Annotated in this window: 15 protein-coding genes; 10 read left to right on the top strand and 5 right to left on the bottom strand. The window is 41.2% G+C overall.

The features are described from left to right. Positions 1–95: 95 nt before the first annotated feature. Positions 96–986, top strand: a complete 891-nt coding sequence (dprA, locus tag KKA81_07915; GenBank protein ID MBU2650846.1) for a DNA-processing protein DprA — start codon at positions 96–98, stop codon at positions 984–986. Here the strand turns inward: dprA and KKA81_07910 are convergent, their stop codons facing one another. Continuing rightward, entirely contained in the window at positions 987–1685 is a 699-nt protein-coding gene (locus KKA81_07910; protein MBU2650845.1) for a PrsW family intramembrane metalloprotease, read from the bottom strand. 82 nt (positions 1686–1767) lie between these two features. On the opposite strand from KKA81_07910, the gene rsgA reads away from it, so the two are divergent. The 9 genes from rsgA (at position 1768) to KKA81_07865 (ending at position 11466) form a co-directional block, all read left to right on the top strand. Beyond that, the gene (rsgA, locus tag KKA81_07905; GenBank protein MBU2650844.1) at positions 1768–2697 is read left to right on the top strand and encodes a ribosome small subunit-dependent GTPase A; all 930 of its coding nucleotides are present in this window, start codon (positions 1768–1770) and stop codon (positions 2695–2697) included. A gap of 2 nt (positions 2698–2699) precedes the next feature. Beyond that, entirely contained in the window at positions 2700–3377 is a 678-nt protein-coding gene (locus KKA81_07900; protein ID MBU2650843.1) for a CBS domain-containing protein, read from the top strand. Between the two features lie 39 nt (positions 3378–3416). Next, positions 3417–4868: a hypothetical protein gene (locus KKA81_07895; protein ID MBU2650842.1), complete on the top strand. Its 1452-nt coding sequence runs from the start codon at positions 3417–3419 to the stop codon at positions 4866–4868. A 94-nt stretch (positions 4869–4962) separates the two neighbouring features. Continuing rightward, complete coding sequence (locus KKA81_07890; GenBank protein ID MBU2650841.1) at positions 4963–5841, top strand: NAD kinase; 879 nt, start codon at positions 4963–4965, stop codon at positions 5839–5841. Positions 5842–5863: 22 nt separating this feature from the next. After that, complete coding sequence (locus tag KKA81_07885; GenBank protein MBU2650840.1) at positions 5864–6673, top strand: hypothetical protein; 810 nt, start codon at positions 5864–5866, stop codon at positions 6671–6673. Between the two features lie 44 nt (positions 6674–6717). Then, on the top strand, positions 6718–7470 hold the full coding sequence (locus tag KKA81_07880) for an isoprenyl transferase (GenBank protein ID MBU2650839.1): 753 nt from the start codon (positions 6718–6720) through the stop codon (positions 7468–7470). Beyond that, positions 7470–10148 carry an outer membrane protein assembly factor BamA gene (locus tag KKA81_07875; GenBank protein ID MBU2650838.1) on the top strand — a complete coding sequence of 893 codons (2679 nt, stop codon included), beginning with the start codon at positions 7470–7472 and terminating at the stop codon, positions 10146–10148. Before KKA81_07880 ends, KKA81_07875 begins: the two co-directional genes overlap by 1 nt. A gap of 60 nt (positions 10149–10208) precedes the next feature. After that, a complete protein-coding gene (locus KKA81_07870) occupies positions 10209–10835 on the top strand; it encodes an OmpH family outer membrane protein (GenBank protein ID MBU2650837.1) in 627 nt (208 codons plus the stop codon). 118 nt (positions 10836–10953) lie between these two features. Further along, positions 10954–11466 carry an OmpH family outer membrane protein gene (locus KKA81_07865; protein MBU2650836.1) on the top strand — a complete coding sequence of 171 codons (513 nt, stop codon included), beginning with the start codon at positions 10954–10956 and terminating at the stop codon, positions 11464–11466. A 38-nt stretch (positions 11467–11504) separates the two neighbouring features. Here KKA81_07865 and KKA81_07860 read toward each other — a convergent pair whose 3' ends face one another. Genes KKA81_07860 through KKA81_07845 form a run of 4 tightly spaced genes read right to left on the bottom strand, consistent with a single transcriptional unit; the run spans position 11505 to position 17815 of the window. Further along, positions 11505–12017, bottom strand: coding sequence for a gamma carbonic anhydrase family protein (locus KKA81_07860; protein MBU2650835.1), 513 nt, complete (start codon positions 12015–12017; stop codon positions 11505–11507). A 10-nt stretch (positions 12018–12027) separates the two neighbouring features. Further along, positions 12028–13626, bottom strand: coding sequence for an L-aspartate oxidase (gene nadB, locus KKA81_07855; GenBank protein MBU2650834.1), 1599 nt, complete (start codon positions 13624–13626; stop codon positions 12028–12030). A gap of 21 nt (positions 13627–13647) precedes the next feature. Continuing rightward, positions 13648–14955: a 2-oxoglutarate dehydrogenase complex dihydrolipoyllysine-residue succinyltransferase gene (gene odhB, locus KKA81_07850; GenBank protein MBU2650833.1), complete on the bottom strand. Its 1308-nt coding sequence runs from the start codon at positions 14953–14955 to the stop codon at positions 13648–13650. Positions 14956–14962: 7 nt separating this feature from the next. Continuing rightward, on the bottom strand, positions 14963–17815 hold the full coding sequence (locus KKA81_07845; GenBank protein MBU2650832.1) for a 2-oxoglutarate dehydrogenase E1 component: 2853 nt from the start codon (positions 17813–17815) through the stop codon (positions 14963–14965). Between the last annotated feature and the right edge of the window lie 84 nt (positions 17816–17899).

Below are 17899 nucleotides of genomic sequence, written 5' to 3'. Positions count from 1 at the left end.
TACCTAGAATTTAGATTAATTGTGACACAGCCCGTCCAGGGCATTATTTATTTTATAAAACGAACATTAATAAATAGTTTTCTCATAAATAGATCATGATTGAGAACAGATACAAGAAAAAATTCTCGTTGTATTCTATTGAGAATCCTGATTTTCCTTACAGGCTTAAACAATGTGAAGATAGTCCCCTGGTGTTTTATTTCAGGGGAAATGCCGATCTGAATATGCGAAAAACTATTGCGGTGGTTGGGACAAGAAGTCCGACGGATTACGGGAAACAGCAATGTCTGCAATTTATCCGTGGGCTTAAGGACACGGGGGCATTGATCATAAGCGGACTCGCATATGGTATCGACAGCATTGCCCATAAGACTGCCTTACAGGAAGGCTGTCAAACGCTGGCAGTGCTGGCGCATGGTTTTCATACGGTATATCCGTCTGAAAACAGGAATCTTGCAGCGAAAGTCATCAATCAAGGTGGCTTATTGACGGAATTTATTACGGGAACCAAGCCTGACCGGGAGAACTTCCCGAAGCGGAACCGGATCGTTGCAGGATTGTCGGATGCCATCCTGGTGGTAGAGTCTGCTGAACGAGGTGGAGCCCTTATTACTGCAGATATTGCTCTTTCCTATAACAGGGATGTATTTGCTATACCTGGCAGGGTGAATGATGTGCAATCGGGGGGATGTAATTGGCTTATTTATGATAATAAAGCAGCCATCGCAAGGTCTTCATCGGATATAATTAATGCAATGGGCTGGGAGCGAGTTAACCCTGGAGGAATGCAAACAGAATTGTTTTCAGGATTGCCTCCTCAACAAAAACGTATTTATTTCCTGATAAAAGAATACGGAAGCCTTAAAACAGACCAATTGTTAATCATGTCAGGATTAAGCAACGGTGAATTAAAAAGTCTGTTGCTTGAAATGGAACTTGATGGTTATCTGAGGGTTATGCCCGGTAATCGATATACTACTGTGTAATCATGGCTTATTGACAGGAGTCCTCCTGTCTTCAATTTTTCCTCTGGCAGCACTCCACAGTAAAAGAATAACCAGGATCATGAATCCGAATGTAAAGACGCTGAGCAACTTATAATCTCTTGTTATCAGGCAGAAATCATATAAACCGTGGAAAAATGCTGTAGTTAGTAAGGCCGCGGAAGAGTTAAGAAAAGTATTGTGTCCCAGCTTGGCCATACCCATAAAAAATCCCATGGTGATGGCGAAAAAGATACTAGCAGGAGCTGCTGTGTAGGCATGTGCCAGGATAGGATTTGTGCTGCCTGTATCAATAATACCAAATATATAAAGTATATTGGCAATAGATGCATAACCCAGTCCAATAGCGATGGAGAAAATGATGCCATCGGAAGGCCCGTCGAACCGTTCTCTTGGATAAACATAAAACCGCAGGATCAGAAATTTTCCGAGTTCTGACAGAAAGCCCGTTATAACAAATGAATAGAAAAGCATCCTTTTCAGGTTTTTCAGGTTGCTATAACCGAGGCTATCCATCCAGAAGTTGAAAACCAAGGGAATAATAACACTTATGATCCCAAGAAAAAAAGCATTTATCAGGATCCGGTATTGATCCTTGTCGTAATACTTTTTAAGATAGAACAGGATAATAATTGCCACTATCGGGGAGATCGGGAGGGAGAGGTAATAAAGCAGGCTCATAATCGCTGTTTTTAATACTAGTCAAATATAACACAATTGTAGTACTTTTACACCAAATATAATAATTTCTATTCAGGATAAATTGGAGGGCATTGTCACAAAATCAACGGGAAGCTGGTATATGGTGAGAACCACAGACGCTTTGGAGTTGCCTTGCAGGTTAAAAGGAAAATTCCGTATTAAAGGGAGTAAGGCAACCAATCCGGTGGTAGTAGGGGATAAGGTTGATGTTATTTTCCAGGATGAGGAACAAACCGGGATCATTGAATCCATAAAATCCCGTCGCAATTATATCGTCAGAAGAGCCACCAAACTTTCCAGGCAATCTCATGTAATTGCTGCAAACCTTGATCAGGCCTGCCTTATTGTTACTCTTGCCTTCCCTCGTACATCAACAGGGTTTATTGACCGTTTTCTGATTACTTCGGAAGCCTATCACATTCCGGCTGCCATTATTTTCAATAAGTTGGATATTTATGATGATCAATCCCTGTCTCAATTGGAAGAGCTTACGGCTATTTATTCTTCAGCAGGTTATCCTTGCGTAAGTGTTTCTGCACTGAGAGGCGATAATCTCGATCGGCTTCATTCTCTTCTGGCAGGAAAGATTAACCTTCTGTCAGGCCATTCCGGTGTTGGGAAAACAGAATTAATAAATGCCATCATCCCCGGCCTCAATCTTAGAACACGTAAACTCTCCGCATTTCATCAAAAAGGAATGCATACAACAACGTTTGCGGAAATGTTTCCATTGAGTAACGGAGGATTCATCATTGATACTCCGGGTATCAGAGAATTTGGATTATACGATTTCAAACCGGAAGAAATTGCTGAACGCTATCCTGAAATGAGACAATGGATGCACCTTTGTAAATATTATAATTGCACTCATGTGCATGAACCGGGTTGTGCGGTAAAGGAAGCTGTAAATTCCGGCAAGATACCCCTGTCGAGATATCAAAATTATCTGAACATTTTGCAGGATGACGATATACTTAAAAATGACCATTAAATATGTACGCAATAGAACTCATACAGGATCAAATTACTCCACTGAAAACCAGCGATAAAGGAGAAGATGCCCTGGGGATGATGGATGAACTGAAGGTTTCACACCTTCCGATTGTCAACGATGTCCAGTTCCTGGGTTTAATTTCAGATTCCGATATTTACAACATGAACAACCCTTCGGAACCTGTCGGTAATCATTCACTGTCGTTGAGCCGGGCTTTTGTGTATAAAAACCAGCATTTATTTGATGTTGTTAAAATATTGGGAGCGTTCCAGTTAACTTTGCTTCCTGTTTTGGATGAGAATCATGTTTATCTTGGTTCGATAACTCTCGAAAGTCTGGTCGACAAGATGGCCCACATGGATCTGTTTATCAATCCAGGAGGAGTAATTCTTCTTGAAATCAGCGAAAACAACTATTCTCTGCTGGAAATTGTTCAAATTGTCGAATCTAATGATGCCCGTATTCTGGGTGTATATATTTCTTCAGATCCTGATTCTACAAAGCTTGAAGTTACTCTTAAAGTGAACAAAATTGAAATCAGCAGCATCCTGCAAACCTTTAACAGGTACAATTATATAATTCGGGCTACATTTTCGGAGGAAATCGCTTATCTGGAGGATCTGAAAGATAGGTACCAGTCGTTGCTGAATTACCTGAATTTAGGGAGTGAGCACTAATCCGTTTATGATTGGACCCATATCATTCAATTGGAACGGATGCGATACCTATATATAATATCACTCATTTTTGCCGGAGTCATTGGTCATTCACAACAAGCTGATTCCGTTCGTAATCCTGTTCCCGGGAATGTGGATGGGGAGCCGGATGGAAAGAGATTCTACGTTAGTGAGATTACACTTATAGGCAATAAAGTCACCAAAGACAGGATTGTTTACCGTGAACTGCTTTTTGCAATCGGGGATACTCTGTTGGGAGCTGAATTGCCCGGCACCCTGGAAAAGAGCCGTGAAAACCTGCTAAATACTTCATTATTTAATTTTGTGACCATTGATACTCTTCAGGAAACAGGCCGGCCATTTGATTTGAAAATTCAGATAACACTTCTTGAAAGATGGTATATTTGGCCTTTCCCGATTTTCGAGTTGTCGGATCGTAATTTTAACTCCTGGCTTGCTTCAGGAGATATCAGCAGAGTAAGTTATGGCGCTTTTATAACCTGGGATAACTTCCGCGGGCGCAAGGAAACCCTTAAATTGCGGCTCAGGTTCGGATATAACCAGCTTTATGATTTTTTTTATCAGATTCCGTATATAAACCGCAGGGAAACCCTTGGAATAGGTTTTGGTGCAGGGATAGCAGGAAATCATGAAGCCCCTTATGAGACAAAGGACAATAACCTGGAATATTACAAGAATACCGGCAAGTATGTGAAAAAGGAAGGCTTTGCTTTTGTGCAATTCCTGCACCGGAAGGATATTTACAATTCCCATAAGCTTGAAATCGCATATAATAATTATCATTTCGATGATTCACTTATTTCATTGAATCCCGGCTATTCGTTTGAACAGAGAAGCGATCTGGAATTTTTCAGTGTTTTCTATGAATATAAAAGTGATCACCGCGACTTCAAGGCATATCCCCTCACCGGTTATTACTTCGATGCAGGATTCGAGAAAATTGGTCTGGGAATCCTTGACAACGGAGGCATCGACTTACTGGAGATAAAAAGTACTTTCAGAAAGTATTGGAAGCTAAACAGCAGGTTTTATTTTGCCTGGGGGCTCAATGCCAAGTTTTCAAACGACAGGATTCAACCCTATTTTTTGCTTAAAGGGTTGGGGTATGGCCGGGACTTTGTTCGTTCATACGAGTATTATGTTATCGACGGAAGGAACTTCGGACTCATGAAATCCAATATTAAGTTCGCTTTGCTTCCTCCAAAAGTTTTTAACCTGGGCTTTATCCCAACCGATAAATTCAGCAAAGTTCATTTTGCAATCTATACTAATCTGTTTATGGATCTGGGTTTTGCTGATAATCCGCAAAGCGTTCCTTCTCTGGATAATACCCTGGAAAATAACATCCTGATTGGCTACGGTGTGGGGCTGGATTTTGTGACTTACTACGATGTTGTTATCAGGACAGAGTTTTCTGTCAACAGGATGGGTGAATGTGGATTCTTTCTGCATTTCATGGCGCCCATATAAATTATTGTTAAAAGATGTTAATCCTCTCCCGGATTATTCGCTTAATTTTGTAAACTTGCAACCCGTATAGATAATTCTAAATCATTCATTTATAATGAATATTGCCATTTTTGGGAGGACGGAAGCTGAAGCGGATGAAATATATCTCCGGCAACTTTTTCGTAAACTGGGGGAATCTGGTACGAATTTGATCTTTTATAAGCCTTATTATGAAATGCTTATTAACAAGATTGAACTACCCGAAAAGCCGGATTTTTTTACAAACCATCAGGATTTGGCAGGTAAAGCGGATTTTTTGTTTTCAATAGGTGGTGATGGAACCCTTCTTGACACAATTGCATTTATCCGTGATTCCGGTATTCCGGTATTGGGCATCAACCTTGGAAGGTTGGGTTACCTGTCGAGTATTTCAAAGGAAGAGACCCTCATGGCAATTGATAAGCTGTTTGAGGGGAAATACCGGCTGGACAAGCGTACCTTATTGAAAGTCAATACCCGAAATTCGTTGTTTGGTGACTTTAATTATGCCCTCAACGATTTGGTTATCACCAGAAAAGACAGCAATCATCTGGTTGTTACCCACGTTTATGTTGATGATCTTTACTTAAACTCATACTGGGCTGATGGACTGATTGTTGCAACTCCCACCGGATCTACCGCTTATTCATTAAGCAGTGGAGGCCCGATCCTTACCCCCGGTTCTGAGAATTTTGTTATAACACCCATTGCAGCGCACAATTTAACAATCAGGCCTATCGTTATATCCGACAAAAGTAAAATCAGGATCAGGATAGAAGGAAGGGACCGCAATTTCCTGGTCAGCCTTGATTCCCGGACCAGGATCATAGATTCGGAGTATGAGTTGGTGGTTGAAAAAGAAGATTTTAAGGTTAATCTGGTGCAGATTGCCGATAAAACTTTTTTTTCTGCCATAAGAGATAAACTGAAATGGGGCCTTGATATCAGAAATTAAAGGCTTTACGAAAATATATTATATGTTCAGAAATACAGGTTTATTAATTTCATTGCTATTCATAGCTGTCACAGGAACAGGCCAGCAAAGTTTTGAAGCCGGATTGTTTGGCGGTGGATCCTATTATTTGGGAGACCTGAATCCCGTAAAACATTTTCTACAAACCGATTTTGCTTACGGAGCTATGCTCAGGTATAATCATACAGACAGGTGGGCAGTTAAAGCAAGTGTGTATCGTGGTAAAATCAAAGCCGATGATGCAGTGACAAAAGCCAATACTTTACGCCAACTCAGTTTTGAATCAAATCTTACCGATATTTCTACGGTAGTAGAATTTAATTTTTTTGAATATGTTACCGGTAGTACACGGGATAGGATCACACCCTATATATTTGCTGGTGTTTCTTTTTTTATGTTTAATCCACAAGCTGATGGTGTTGATCTTCGTGGGGCTGGAACAGAAGGCCAAAATGTTGGATACGATGGTAGAAAACCCTATAATACTTTCGGTTTTGCATTCCCTTTTGGTTTCGGATTCAAGTATAGCTTAAATGAAAGGCTGGGTCTTTCATTTGAATGGGGACTGCGAAAAACTTTCACCGATTACCTTGATGATGTAAGTAAGACCTATTACCTTAGTGGTGAAAGCATTGATCGTAACAATCCGGCTGAAGTCCTTTCTGATCCGACCTTTAACCATCAGCCCGGAATGGAACGGGGTGATCCTCAGACCAAAGACTGGTATAATTTTACAGGAATAAGTATAACATATAAATTTAACCTTTTCAGAAACTACCGCTGTAACGATTTTGGCACAAGGCGGAAGTATTGATCAGGAAAAAGTGGTACTTTTGGTGCCCATGTATGGAAGAAAGCATGAGTCTTAAAGAAAAAGTCGATTTGCAGCATTTGCCGAATCATGTAGCCATCATAATGGATGGAAACGGACGATGGGCTAAAATGCGGGGCAAGCCCCGAACATTTGGGCATAAGAACGGTGTAAAGTCTGTTCGGGAAACGTCTGAAGCTGCTGCAGAACTGGGTATACCTTACCTTACCTTATATGCTTTCTCAACGGAGAATTGGTCGCGTCCCAAATATGAAGTAGATGCCTTAATGCACCTTCTGCTTCAGACCATAAACAAAGAAACGGAAACTCTGAACAAAAACAGAATCCGCCTTAATGCTATCGGCAATGTAAGTTCTCTGCCCGATAGCATTCACAAAAGCCTGATGCGTGCTATCGAAGATACCAGCCGGAATGACCGGATGACCCTGACCCTGGCTCTCAGCTATAGTTCCCGCTGGGAAATTACTGAAGCTGTTAGAAAGATTGCCGGTGATGTAAAATCCCATGGACTGGAACCAGCTGATGTTGATGCACAACTGATTTCGAAATATCTTGAAACACAGCATTTGCCTGACCCTGAACTGTTAATCCGTACAAGTGGCGAACAGCGCATCAGCAATTTCCTGTTATGGCAGATTGCTTATTCCGAATTGTATTTTACCGATGTCTTATGGCCGGATTTCAGAAAGGAAAACCTTTATGAAGCCATTATAAATTATCAGACCCGTGAAAGAAGGTTTGGCAAGATCAGTGAACAAATTAAAGTTGAAAGTTTATAATGGAGAGAAAAAAAGGTTTTCGCAAAGCAAGGCTGCATCATATTTTTTTCTTTTTCCCCCTATCGGTGGTACTGTTGGTCTTTATTGCAGGAAACCCGGTTTACGGCCAAATTTCAATAGGAGGCAACGAAAATGTAGTGGATTATTCCCTGCCCATGGAATATGAAATCGGAGGTATTACTGTCTCCGGAGTCCAGTATCTTGACCAGAATGTGCTGGTTTTGCTGTCAGGTCTTGCCGTTGGAGATAAAATCAAAGTCCCGGGAGAAGAAATTTCAAAAGCAATAAAAAAACTATGGGATCAGGGATTGTTCGAGGATATAAAGATTACCGTAACCAAGACTGAGGGTAAACTGATTTTTCTCGATATATACCTTAAGGAACGTCCACGTATGTCGAAGTTTTCCTTTAAAGGCATTAAAAAGGCCGAAGCCGATAATCTCAGGGATGACCTGCGCATTACCCGGGGAGATGTTGTAACGGATAACATGCTGATGCGTGTTGGCAATGTTATTAAAGATTATTACAGCGATAAAGGCTTTCTAAATGCTGAAGTTGATATAATTCAAATTCCTGATACAACCCGTGCCAATAATGTCATTCTGGAAATTGATATCGATAAGAACGACCGGATAAAAATCTATGAGATCAATATTTATGGCAACGAAAATATTTCCAAAGAACAGATTAAGAGAGTTTTTAAGGAAACCAAAGAAAAGGGACTGTTCAACCCATTAAATGATGTTGAAAAACTTTTCCTTAAGCTTGCAAAAGATGCATTCCGCGTTGATATTTTTAGTATGATCAATGATATCCAGGTTTATACAGGTGAAAACCTGAGATTAAGGATATTTAAAAATTCGAAATTCATTGAGAATAGTTATGAAGAGGATAAGCAAAAACTCATTGCAAAGTACAATTCACTGGGGTATAGGGATGCAGAAATTGTTAAGGATTCGGTTTACAGACACGATGAAAATACTATCAGTATAGATATTTACATCAGCGAAGGACGAAAATACTATTTCAGAAACATCACGTGGATTGGTAATACGAAGTATACCAGTGAACAATTAAACCAAATCCTCAGGATAAAAAAGGGTGATGTATATAACCGGGAAGTTTTGGAAACTAATCTTTCATTCAACCAGTCGGGATTGGATGTCAGTTCTTTATACCTTGATGACGGGTATCTTTTTTTCGCTGCGGAACCGGTGGAAGTTTTGGTAGAGAACGACTCAATAGACATTGAGATCAGGATGCGAGAAGGAAAGCAGGCTACCATAAACAAAGTGCAGATAAAAGGGAATACCCGTACCAATGATCATGTAATTATCAGGGAAGTGCGGACACGTCCGGGACAATTGTTCAGCCGTTCCGATATTATACGTACTATCAGGGAACTGGGTACCCTGAGGTATTTTAATCCTGAGACGATCACCCCTGATGTAATCCCGGATCCCGTCAGTGGTACTGTTGATATCATTTATTCAGTAGAAGAAACATCTGCAGATCAGATCGAACTTTCAGGAGGATGGGGATACGGCAGAATTATTGGCACATTGGGAGTTTCTTTCAATAATTTTTCTCTCCGTAACTTTTTTCATAAGGATGCATGGCACCCGGTGCCTTCTGGTGACGGACAAAAACTGAGTTTGCGAGTTCAATCCTATGGCCGGGGATACATCAGTTATAGTGTTGCTTTTACGGAGCCCTGGCTGGGAGGAAGGAAACCGAATGCTTTCAGCGTTTCTTATTATTATTCATTATACAATAATGGTCTTTCCAGGAAGAATCCTTTATATTCTTCCTTCAAGATAAACGGTCTGTCTTTTGGTCTTGGGAAAAGACTGACCTGGCCGGATGACTTTTTCACGCTCTTTCAGGGCATCAATTTTCAGCGTTACGATCTGAACAACTGGACTCAACTTATTACCGGAGGATCGGGTACAGGTTTCTACAATAATTTTAATTACAATATTGTGTTGGGCCGTAATTCTCTTACACCCAATCCTCTTTATCCAAGAGGAGGTTCCGACATTTCCCTGTCGCTTGAACTAACACCTCCCTATTCATGGTTCTCCAATAAGGATTATACGGAGATGACCCCCAACGAAAAGTATCGCTGGATAGAATACCATAAATGGAAGATCAAGGCTTCATTCTTCACGGAACTTGCTGATAAGCTGGTATTGCATACCCGCGCCAAATTTGGATTTTTGGGAACCTATAATCACGATATCGGTGTTACCCCCTTTGAACGTTTTTATCTGGGAGGAGATGGTCTGAGTGGTTATAATCAGCTTGATGGAAGGGAAATCATTGGAATGAGGGGCTACGACAGTCCCGGATTGATCAGCCCCGACAGAGCTGCTTATGCTGGTATTGGTGGAACTGTTTATGCAAAATATACCCTGGAACTTCGCTATCCGCTTTCCCTGAACCCAACCGCAACTATTTATGTCATGGGTTTCCTTGAAGCCGGTAATAACTGGGTGTATTTTGAAGATTTCAACCCCTTCGATGTTTATCGCTCGGCAGGTTTTGGTGTTCGTATATTCCTGCCAATGTTTGGTGAACTCGGTCTGGACTGGGGATACGGGTTTGATCAGCCTTATAACCTTGGCGTAAAAGCCGGCGGTAACTTCCATTTCTCTATCAATCAATCCATCGATTAAAACTGGCAGGCTTTTTGATGAAGATTATGACATCCTTTCAACTATAAATTATTCAATGCAATGAAAAAAATAGCTTTTATCCTTTGGGCAGTATTAAGCACAGGAGTACTGTTTGCCCAGAAATATGCTTATGTTGATACTGATTACATCTTGTCGAATATTCCGGAGTATTCTGATGCCCAGGACATCCTGGATGAATTTGCCATTAAATGGCAAAAAGAAATTGAAGAAAAATTTGCTGAAATTGACCAGCTTTATAAAGCCTATCAGGCTGAAGCCGTTCTGCTCCCGGAGGACATGAAGAAACAACGCGAAAACGAGATTATCCAAAAGGAAAAAGAAGCCAAAGATCTTCAAAAACAAAGATTTGGAAGAGAGGGTGATCTTTTTAAGAAAAGACAGGAACTCGTTCAACCTATCCAGGAAAAAATTTATAATGCTATTGAAACCGTCGCAGAAATCAATAACTACGCTATGGTGTTTGATAAGGCCGGCAGTTTATCGCTTATCTTTGCCAAAGATAAATATGATATCAGCGATGATATCCTTGATGAAGTGGGAAGTGTAATGCAGACCGTTAGAAGAGAAGACAGAGTAAGGCCTGCCCAAACGGTTACTTCCAGCGGGCAAACACAGGATAACAGTCAGGGAGTTAATAAAATGATCAATAAACTCAAAGACCAATAATTTTGTGTTATCACCAGGTATTTCAATTAATATGCGGTCAGCAAGATTTTATTTCACTCTGTGAAATATTTGTATAAATTTGCAATCGTTTATCATTTATAAATCATAAATTTTCAAGATGAAAAAACTGTTTGGTATCATTCTGTTTGCTTCTCTGATAACCTTATCCTCTTTTGTTTTCGGGCAGGCAACCCTAAAACTTGGATATATCGATTCAAATGAGTTGTTACAGCTAATGCCTGAAAAAGACTCGGTTGAGGCCCGTCTTATGGATTATCAGCGATCGCTGGAAAGTCAGATAGAGGCTATGCTCATGGAATATCAGACCAAAGTTCAGCAGTACCGGAATACGGCTGCTACCATGTCGGATATTATCAAACAAACCAAGGAAAAGGAAATTACCGACCTTGAAACCAGGATTCAGCAGTTTCAACAAACTGCAGAACTGGATTTTCAAAACAAACAGCAGGAATTGTATAACCCTTTGTTTGAAAAAGCCCGTAAAGCCATCAATGATGTTGCTGCAGAAAATGGATTTACTTACATTTTTGATGTTAGCACCGGTTCATTGCTTTATTTTGATAAAGGGACAAATATTCTGCCTTTGGTGAGAAAAAAAATGGGGATCTAAAAAAAGAACATGCTGAAGGCTCCTCCCGGGAGCCTTTTTTATTTATACCATGATGCATACATGTTATAACTATTGGCGATTCTCTGTATTTCTCCTTCTGAAAGTCCCTGGTCAATATCTTTGATCTTTTTTGCCGGCATTCCTGCGTAAACACTTCCGGCTTCGATATGTGTGCCCTTGGTAACCAACGCTCCGGCTGCAATTATTGAATTGCTGTCTATCACGACATCATCCATAATGATAGCTCCCATACCAATCAAAACCATATCGTGTATGGTACATCCATGGACAATGGCATTATGGGCTATAGAAACGTAGTTTCCTATGTTGACCGGGGCCTTTCGGTAAGTGCAATGAATCACAACCCCATCCTGAATATTGGTATGATGCCCGATCCTGATGTAGTGAACATCTCCTCTTACTACTGCATTGAACCAAACAGAACAATGATCTCCAAGTACAACATCTCCAACAACCGTAGCATTATCGGCAAGAAAGCATTTCTTGCCAATATTGGGAATGATGCCTTTAACTTCCTTGATGAGTGCCATAATTATTTATTTAATCCTGTGCCCCGCTTGTGTATTCATAACTCTGTGGCCGTGGGGGGTAATCAAGAGAGTAGTGAAGACCACGACTTTCCTTTCTCTCCATAGCCATTTTTATTATTAGATATGCGATATTGATCATGTTTCTTAATTCACAGATTTGTTGGGTAAGGACTGATTTTGTGTACAATTCTTCCGTTTCTTTATACAGGATTTCCAACCTTTTAAATGCACGGTTCAACCGGAGGTCTGACCTCACAATACCAACATAGGCTGTCATAAGGGATTGCATCTCTTTCAGAGATTGAGTGATCAGGATCATTTCTTCATTAAGTACGGTCCCTTCAGCGTTCCAGTCGGGAATTTCCCTGCAGAATTCCACCTTGTTTATCCTGGAAATAGAATCCATTGCGGCCCTGTGAGAAAAAACTGCTGATTCGAGCAGGGAATTGCTGGCAAGCCTGTTGGCTCCGTGCAATCCCGTGGAGGCACATTCACCGGATGCATAAAGGTTTTTTATGCTGGTAAGGCCGTTCTTGTCTGTCTTAATGCCACCACAAATATAATGAGCAGCAGGTACAACCGGAATGGGATCTTTGCTGATATCAATCCCGATGCTCAGACACTTGGCATAAATCCTCGGGAAACGGGTGATCAGCTCATTCTTGTCGAGATGACGGCAATCGAGGTAAACATAGTCATCTCCACTGATCTTCATTTCATTGTCAATGGCCCTGGCTACAATATCTCTGGGAGCCAGAGATCCTCTTTCATCGTATTTCGACATGAATTCCTCTCCCTTGATGGTTTTGAGTATGGCTCCGTAACCCCTCAAGGCTTCTGTAATGAGAAATGAGGGTTTTTCAGCCGGATTATACAAGGCAGTCGGATGAAACTGGATGAATTCCATTTTCTCCGCAGTGGCTCTGGCACGGTATGCCATGGCTATTCCGTCACCTGTTGCGATGGATGGGTTCGTTGTTGTACTATAAACATTTCCTGCTCCTCCCGTGGCAATCAATGTCATTTTCGAAAGTATCGTGTGGATATCGTTGGTTTTTATGTTCAGGATATAGGCTCCATAACAGGTGATATCAGGAGAACGCCGGGTAACCTTGATTCCAAGGTGATGCTGGGTGATGAGGTCAATGCCGAAATGATTTTCCAGTACTTCAATGTTGGGATGTTGCATAACCCTATTCAGCAATGCGTTTTCTATTTCAAGCCCGGTGCTGTCTTTATGATGCAAAACTCTGGATTCCGAATGCCCCCCTTCACGGGCAAGATCAAACCGACCCGATTCCTTTTTATCGAAATTGGTCCCCCATTCAACCAACTCCTTTACCCGGTCAGTCGATTCCGTTATGGTTATCCTCACGATCTCCTTGTCATTCAAGTCATCTCCCGCGATGATGGTATCCCGTATGTGTTTTTCATAGGTATCGGGAGTGTACATCACGGCTGCAATACCCCCCTGAGCGTACTTCGTGGCCGTTTCTTCTGCATTCGATTTTGTGACTACGCATACTTTACCATAGTCAGCTACCTTCAGGGCATAACTCAATCCGGCAATGCCGGATCCAAGAACCAGAAAATCAACATATTTTCTCATAATAATCGGGTTTCGGCCTGTTTATAATCCTAACAAACTCTGTACCGGGTCATTACCCCCGAACAGCATTTTTGCCGGATCTTCAAGCATTTCCTTTACCTTGACAAGGAACCCAACCGATTCCCTTCCGTCAATTATCCTGTGGTCATAAGAAAGAGCTACATACATAATGGGATGTATCTCCACTTTCCCCTCAATCGCTACAGGCCTTTCAACAATATTATGCATTCCCAGGATAGCACTCTGTGGCGGGTTGATGATGGGTGTGGATAGCATGGATCCAAAAACTCCTCCGTTAGTAATGGTAAAAGTTCCGCCCTGCATTTCTTCAAGAGTGATCTTATTGTCTCTGGCTTTAATGGCCATTTCTTTGATGCCGGACTCAATTTCTGCCAGACTCATGGTTTCGGCATTCCTTATAACGGGTACCATCAAGCCTTTTGGTGTGCTTACCGCAATCCCAATATCAGCATAATGATGATAAACAATTTCCTGTCCATCTATCATTGCGTTTACACTGGGATATTGATGTAATGCTTCCGTTACGGCTTTTGTGAAAAATGACATAAACCCCAGGGATACACCGTACTTTTCCTTGAATATATCTTTATAACGGTTACGGATCTTTATGATTGGTGTCATGTTAACCTCATTGAAAGTAGTTAACATGGCAGTTTCATTCTTTACGGAAACCAGCCTTTCGGCTATCTTAAGCCGTAAGGTTGACATTTTTTTTCTTTCTGTTTCCCTGTTGCCCCATATTGTCTTGCTCGGAATTTCATCTGCAGGCTTTTCCTTGGCTGTACCTGACACCTTATCTTTGTGCTCAAGGAAAAATTCCACATCTTTTTTCGATAATCTAAGACTGCGGAAAAACTTCACCACTTCAGATGTTTGAATTTGCTTTTCAGCCAATATCTTTCGTGCAAGAGGAGATAAGGATATTTCGCTTTCGTCACCCGTTGTTTCCGGTTTTGATACTTCACCGCTTTCCTTTTTATGTTCTTTAACTTCGGGTATCACTCCTGATGATGAAGAAGCTGCCGGTACTTCTACCGTCGGTGTTTTCGGAGGTTTATCATCCTTTCCGGTTTTTTTGACGTTGATGGTAGCAATTACGCTGCCGACAGTGATAGAATTCCCTTCTTCAATCATCAGTTTAATAATACCGCTTTCTTCAGCACTGATGGTAAGAGTGGCTTTATCGGAATCGATTTCGGCAATTTCCTGGTCCTTTTCTACATAATCTCCATCTTTTACCAGCCAGCTTGCAAGCTGTACTTCGCTGATGGATTCTCCCGGACTGGGCACTTTAATTTCAATGGTCATGATGCAACTATTTGAGTTGTTTTAAGGCTGATACGGATTTTGTTTCCAATGGTTTTCCATCGTGCTGCTGCAATTCTTTTTCAAAAGTCTTCCATCTGTTCCCAATGCAGATCATTTTGCAGGCTTCTTTTACCATAGGACAGTCACAGGACCCGAAAGCTTTCTCTATGATTTTTCGCTGACGTATCTTGTGGAATTCACTGGATCCCGTTGCCGGGCTGCCACTGGCCGGTCTTGCAATTACCGTAATAGGCTTCTCGTGAAAGTTTTGCCGGATAAAACTCCATGCACCCATATTGACAGGTTCTTCCTGAACCCATAGCCAGTCACTTGCATTTTTGTATTTGGCTATTATCTCCGAAAGTTGTTTTTCAGGCAATGGGTAAAGCTGTTCTATCCTGATTATTGCAGTCTCGGGGTATCCTGATTTCTCCCTCTCTTCCAGTAATTCATAAAATATTTTCCCCGAACAAAGTATAACACGTTGAATTTTTTCAGGATCGGCCTGATCATCGTCGATAACTTCTCTGAAGTTACCCGTGGTAAAATCAGATATCGGAGATATGCATAATGGGTGCCGGAGAAGACTTTTGGGTGTAAAGATCACCAGGGGCTTACGAAACGGCCTTTTTAGCTGACGACGAAGGATATGGAAGAGATTCGCAGGAGTAGTGCAATTGGCAATCTGAATATTATTCTCTGCACAAAGAATCAGAAAACGTTCAATTCTGGCACTGCTGTGTTCAGGCCCCTGGCCTTCGTATCCGTGAGGAAGATATATAACAAGATCGTTCATCACATTCCATTTGTCTTCAGCACTGCTCAGAAACTGATCAATAATGATCTGTGCACCATTGAAAAAGTCGCCGAACTGGGCTTCCCAAATTGTAAGAGAATTGGGCGATGCAAGACTGTATCCGTACTCAAATCCCAACACTGCATATTCGGAAAGCGGAGAATTGAATACCTCAAAACGGGCTTGCTCTTTACCGAGATTGTTTAATGGAACATATTCTTTTTCAGAGTCTTCTACTTTCAATACTGCATGCCGGTGAGAGAATGTTCCCCTGGCAACATCTTGCCCGCTAAGCCTTACCGGGATGCCTTCCAAAAGCAGGCTCGCATAGGCTAACTGTTCTCCCATAGCCCAATCTAAATTTCCCTTTTCTGATATCGAATGTAATCTTTCCTCTTGCAGTTTTTTTAGCTTTCGGAATATTCTAACATCTTTTGGGATGGCAGTCAGTTTCTCTGTAATTTCAAGAAGAAGGTTTTCAGAAATAGAAGTCTTTACAGGCTTGTGAAAATCTTCCGGGTTTGCTTTGGGAATAGCTTTCCAGATATCCCAGAGAAATGATTCAATATGGGTTTTCTTTACATCTTTTGATTTTGCATAACTATCTTCCAGGATAATGCTTATCTTTTTTTCTATTTCATCCGCTTCTTCCATACTAATACTTCCCTCAGCAACAAGTCTTTTGCGATATATTTCCAGGGGATTTGGATGGTTTTCAATGATCTTGTACAGAATGGGTTGTGTGAAGCGAGGTTCATCACCTTCATTATGACCGTATTTCCTGTAGCAAAGCAAATCTATAAATACATCCTTATGAAATTTTTGCCTGAATTCCATGGCAAGCTGTACAGTATATACTACAGCTTCCGGATCATCTCCATTGACATGAAATACCGGAGAAAGTGTGGTTTTGGCAACATCCGTACAATATGTGCTTGATCTTGCCTCCAGGTAGTTTGTAGTAAATCCAATCTGATTGTTAATGACAACATGGATGGTACCCCCGGTTTTATAGCCCGGTAATTCCGACATTTGCAGAAGTTCATATATAACTCCCTGACCGGCAATGGATGCATCCCCATGAATTAGTATGGGAGCAACTTGTTTATAGTCCCCTTTGAATGAAATATCTGTTTTAGCCCGTGCAATGCCTTCAACTACCGGATCAACGGCTTCAAGATGACTGGGATTGGGTGAAAGGGTCAGTCTCAGGTTATGTCCTTCCGGGGTTTGAATATCACTGGTATATCCCAAATGATACTTTACATCCCCCAGGAGGTATTCATCGTCATATGCACTGCCTTCGAACTCATGGAAGATCTGGTGATAAGGTTTTCCCATGATATTGGCCAGAACGTTAAGCCTTCCCCTGTGAGCCATTCCAATAATGAACTCCCGGATACCAAAACCGGCTCCGGTTTCAGTGATAGCGCTCAGTGCCGGAATAAGTGATTCGGCACCTTCCAGTGAGAATCTTTTTTGACCGGGGAATTTTTTATGTATAAATTTTTCAAATAAGACAGCATGGCTGATTTTTTCAAGAATACGCCCCTTGATTGCCCTGGAGTAATTAGGTGTATTCCTGGAAGACTCCATTTTGTTTTTTAACCAACCTATAATATCGGGATTTCGCATATACATGAACTCAGCTCCAACCGACTGACAATAGGTTTGTTGAAGATGGTCAATGATGGCAGATAAGGGTGTAGGACCAATCCCGATTTCATTTCCAGCGATAAACACAGTAGAAAGGTCTCCGGACTTGAGTCCGAAATTTTCTAGGTCAAGAGTGGGAAAATACTTCCGGCGAGTCCTTACCGGATTGGTTCTTGTAAAAAGATGACCCCGCTGACGATGGGCATTGATAAGGTTGATGACCTTGAATTCTTCAGGTATAACCTGAGTTTTTGCCTGTTTTTGCGGATAATGCATCCTGGCAAATTCAAAACCCTCGAAAAACTGTCTCCATCCATCTTCCACCGACGACGGGTCATTCAGGTATTTCTCATAAATGCTTTCAATAGCAGCAGGTTCTGTAATGTTTAGGAACGAGAACTTATCCATAGTGGCTGTGTAATAATTGCATAACAAAAGTATAAATTAAATTTTGCTGCAATTTGTTCACAGCATGATAAAATAAAAAAGTCC

It is taken from the genome of Bacteroidota bacterium (assembly GCA_018831055.1).
GTDB lineage: Bacteria > Bacteroidota > Bacteroidia > Bacteroidales > B18-G4 > M55B132.
This window is presented reverse-complemented; position numbering and strand designations above follow the sequence as displayed.

Bases quoted from the DNA above. Each gene is read 5' to 3' on its own strand.
- dprA (MBU2650846.1), top strand. From the start codon at position 96: ATGATTGAGAACAGATACAAGAAAAAATTCTCGTTGTATTCTATTGAG.
- KKA81_07910 (MBU2650845.1), bottom strand. From the start codon at position 1,685: ATGAGCCTGCTTTATTACCTCTCCCTCCCGATCTCCCCGATAGTGGCA.
- KKA81_07900 (MBU2650843.1), top strand. From the start codon at position 2,700: ATGTACGCAATAGAACTCATACAGGATCAAATTACTCCACTGAAAACC.
- KKA81_07895 (MBU2650842.1), top strand. From the start codon at position 3,417: ATGCGATACCTATATATAATATCACTCATTTTTGCCGGAGTCATTGGT.
- KKA81_07890 (MBU2650841.1), top strand. From the start codon at position 4,963: ATGAATATTGCCATTTTTGGGAGGACGGAAGCTGAAGCGGATGAAATA.
- KKA81_07885 (MBU2650840.1), top strand. From the start codon at position 5,864: ATGTTCAGAAATACAGGTTTATTAATTTCATTGCTATTCATAGCTGTC.
- KKA81_07880 (MBU2650839.1), top strand. From the start codon at position 6,718: ATGAGTCTTAAAGAAAAAGTCGATTTGCAGCATTTGCCGAATCATGTA.
- KKA81_07875 (MBU2650838.1), top strand. From the start codon at position 7,470: ATGGAGAGAAAAAAAGGTTTTCGCAAAGCAAGGCTGCATCATATTTTT.
- KKA81_07870 (MBU2650837.1), top strand. From the start codon at position 10,209: ATGAAAAAAATAGCTTTTATCCTTTGGGCAGTATTAAGCACAGGAGTA.
- KKA81_07865 (MBU2650836.1), top strand. From the start codon at position 10,954: ATGAAAAAACTGTTTGGTATCATTCTGTTTGCTTCTCTGATAACCTTA.
- KKA81_07860 (MBU2650835.1), bottom strand. From the start codon at position 12,017: ATGGCACTCATCAAGGAAGTTAAAGGCATCATTCCCAATATTGGCAAG.
- nadB (MBU2650834.1), bottom strand. From the start codon at position 13,626: ATGAGAAAATATGTTGATTTTCTGGTTCTTGGATCCGGCATTGCCGGA.
- odhB (MBU2650833.1), bottom strand. From the start codon at position 14,955: ATGACCATTGAAATTAAAGTGCCCAGTCCGGGAGAATCCATCAGCGAA.
- KKA81_07845 (MBU2650832.1), bottom strand. From the start codon at position 17,815: ATGGATAAGTTCTCGTTCCTAAACATTACAGAACCTGCTGCTATTGAA.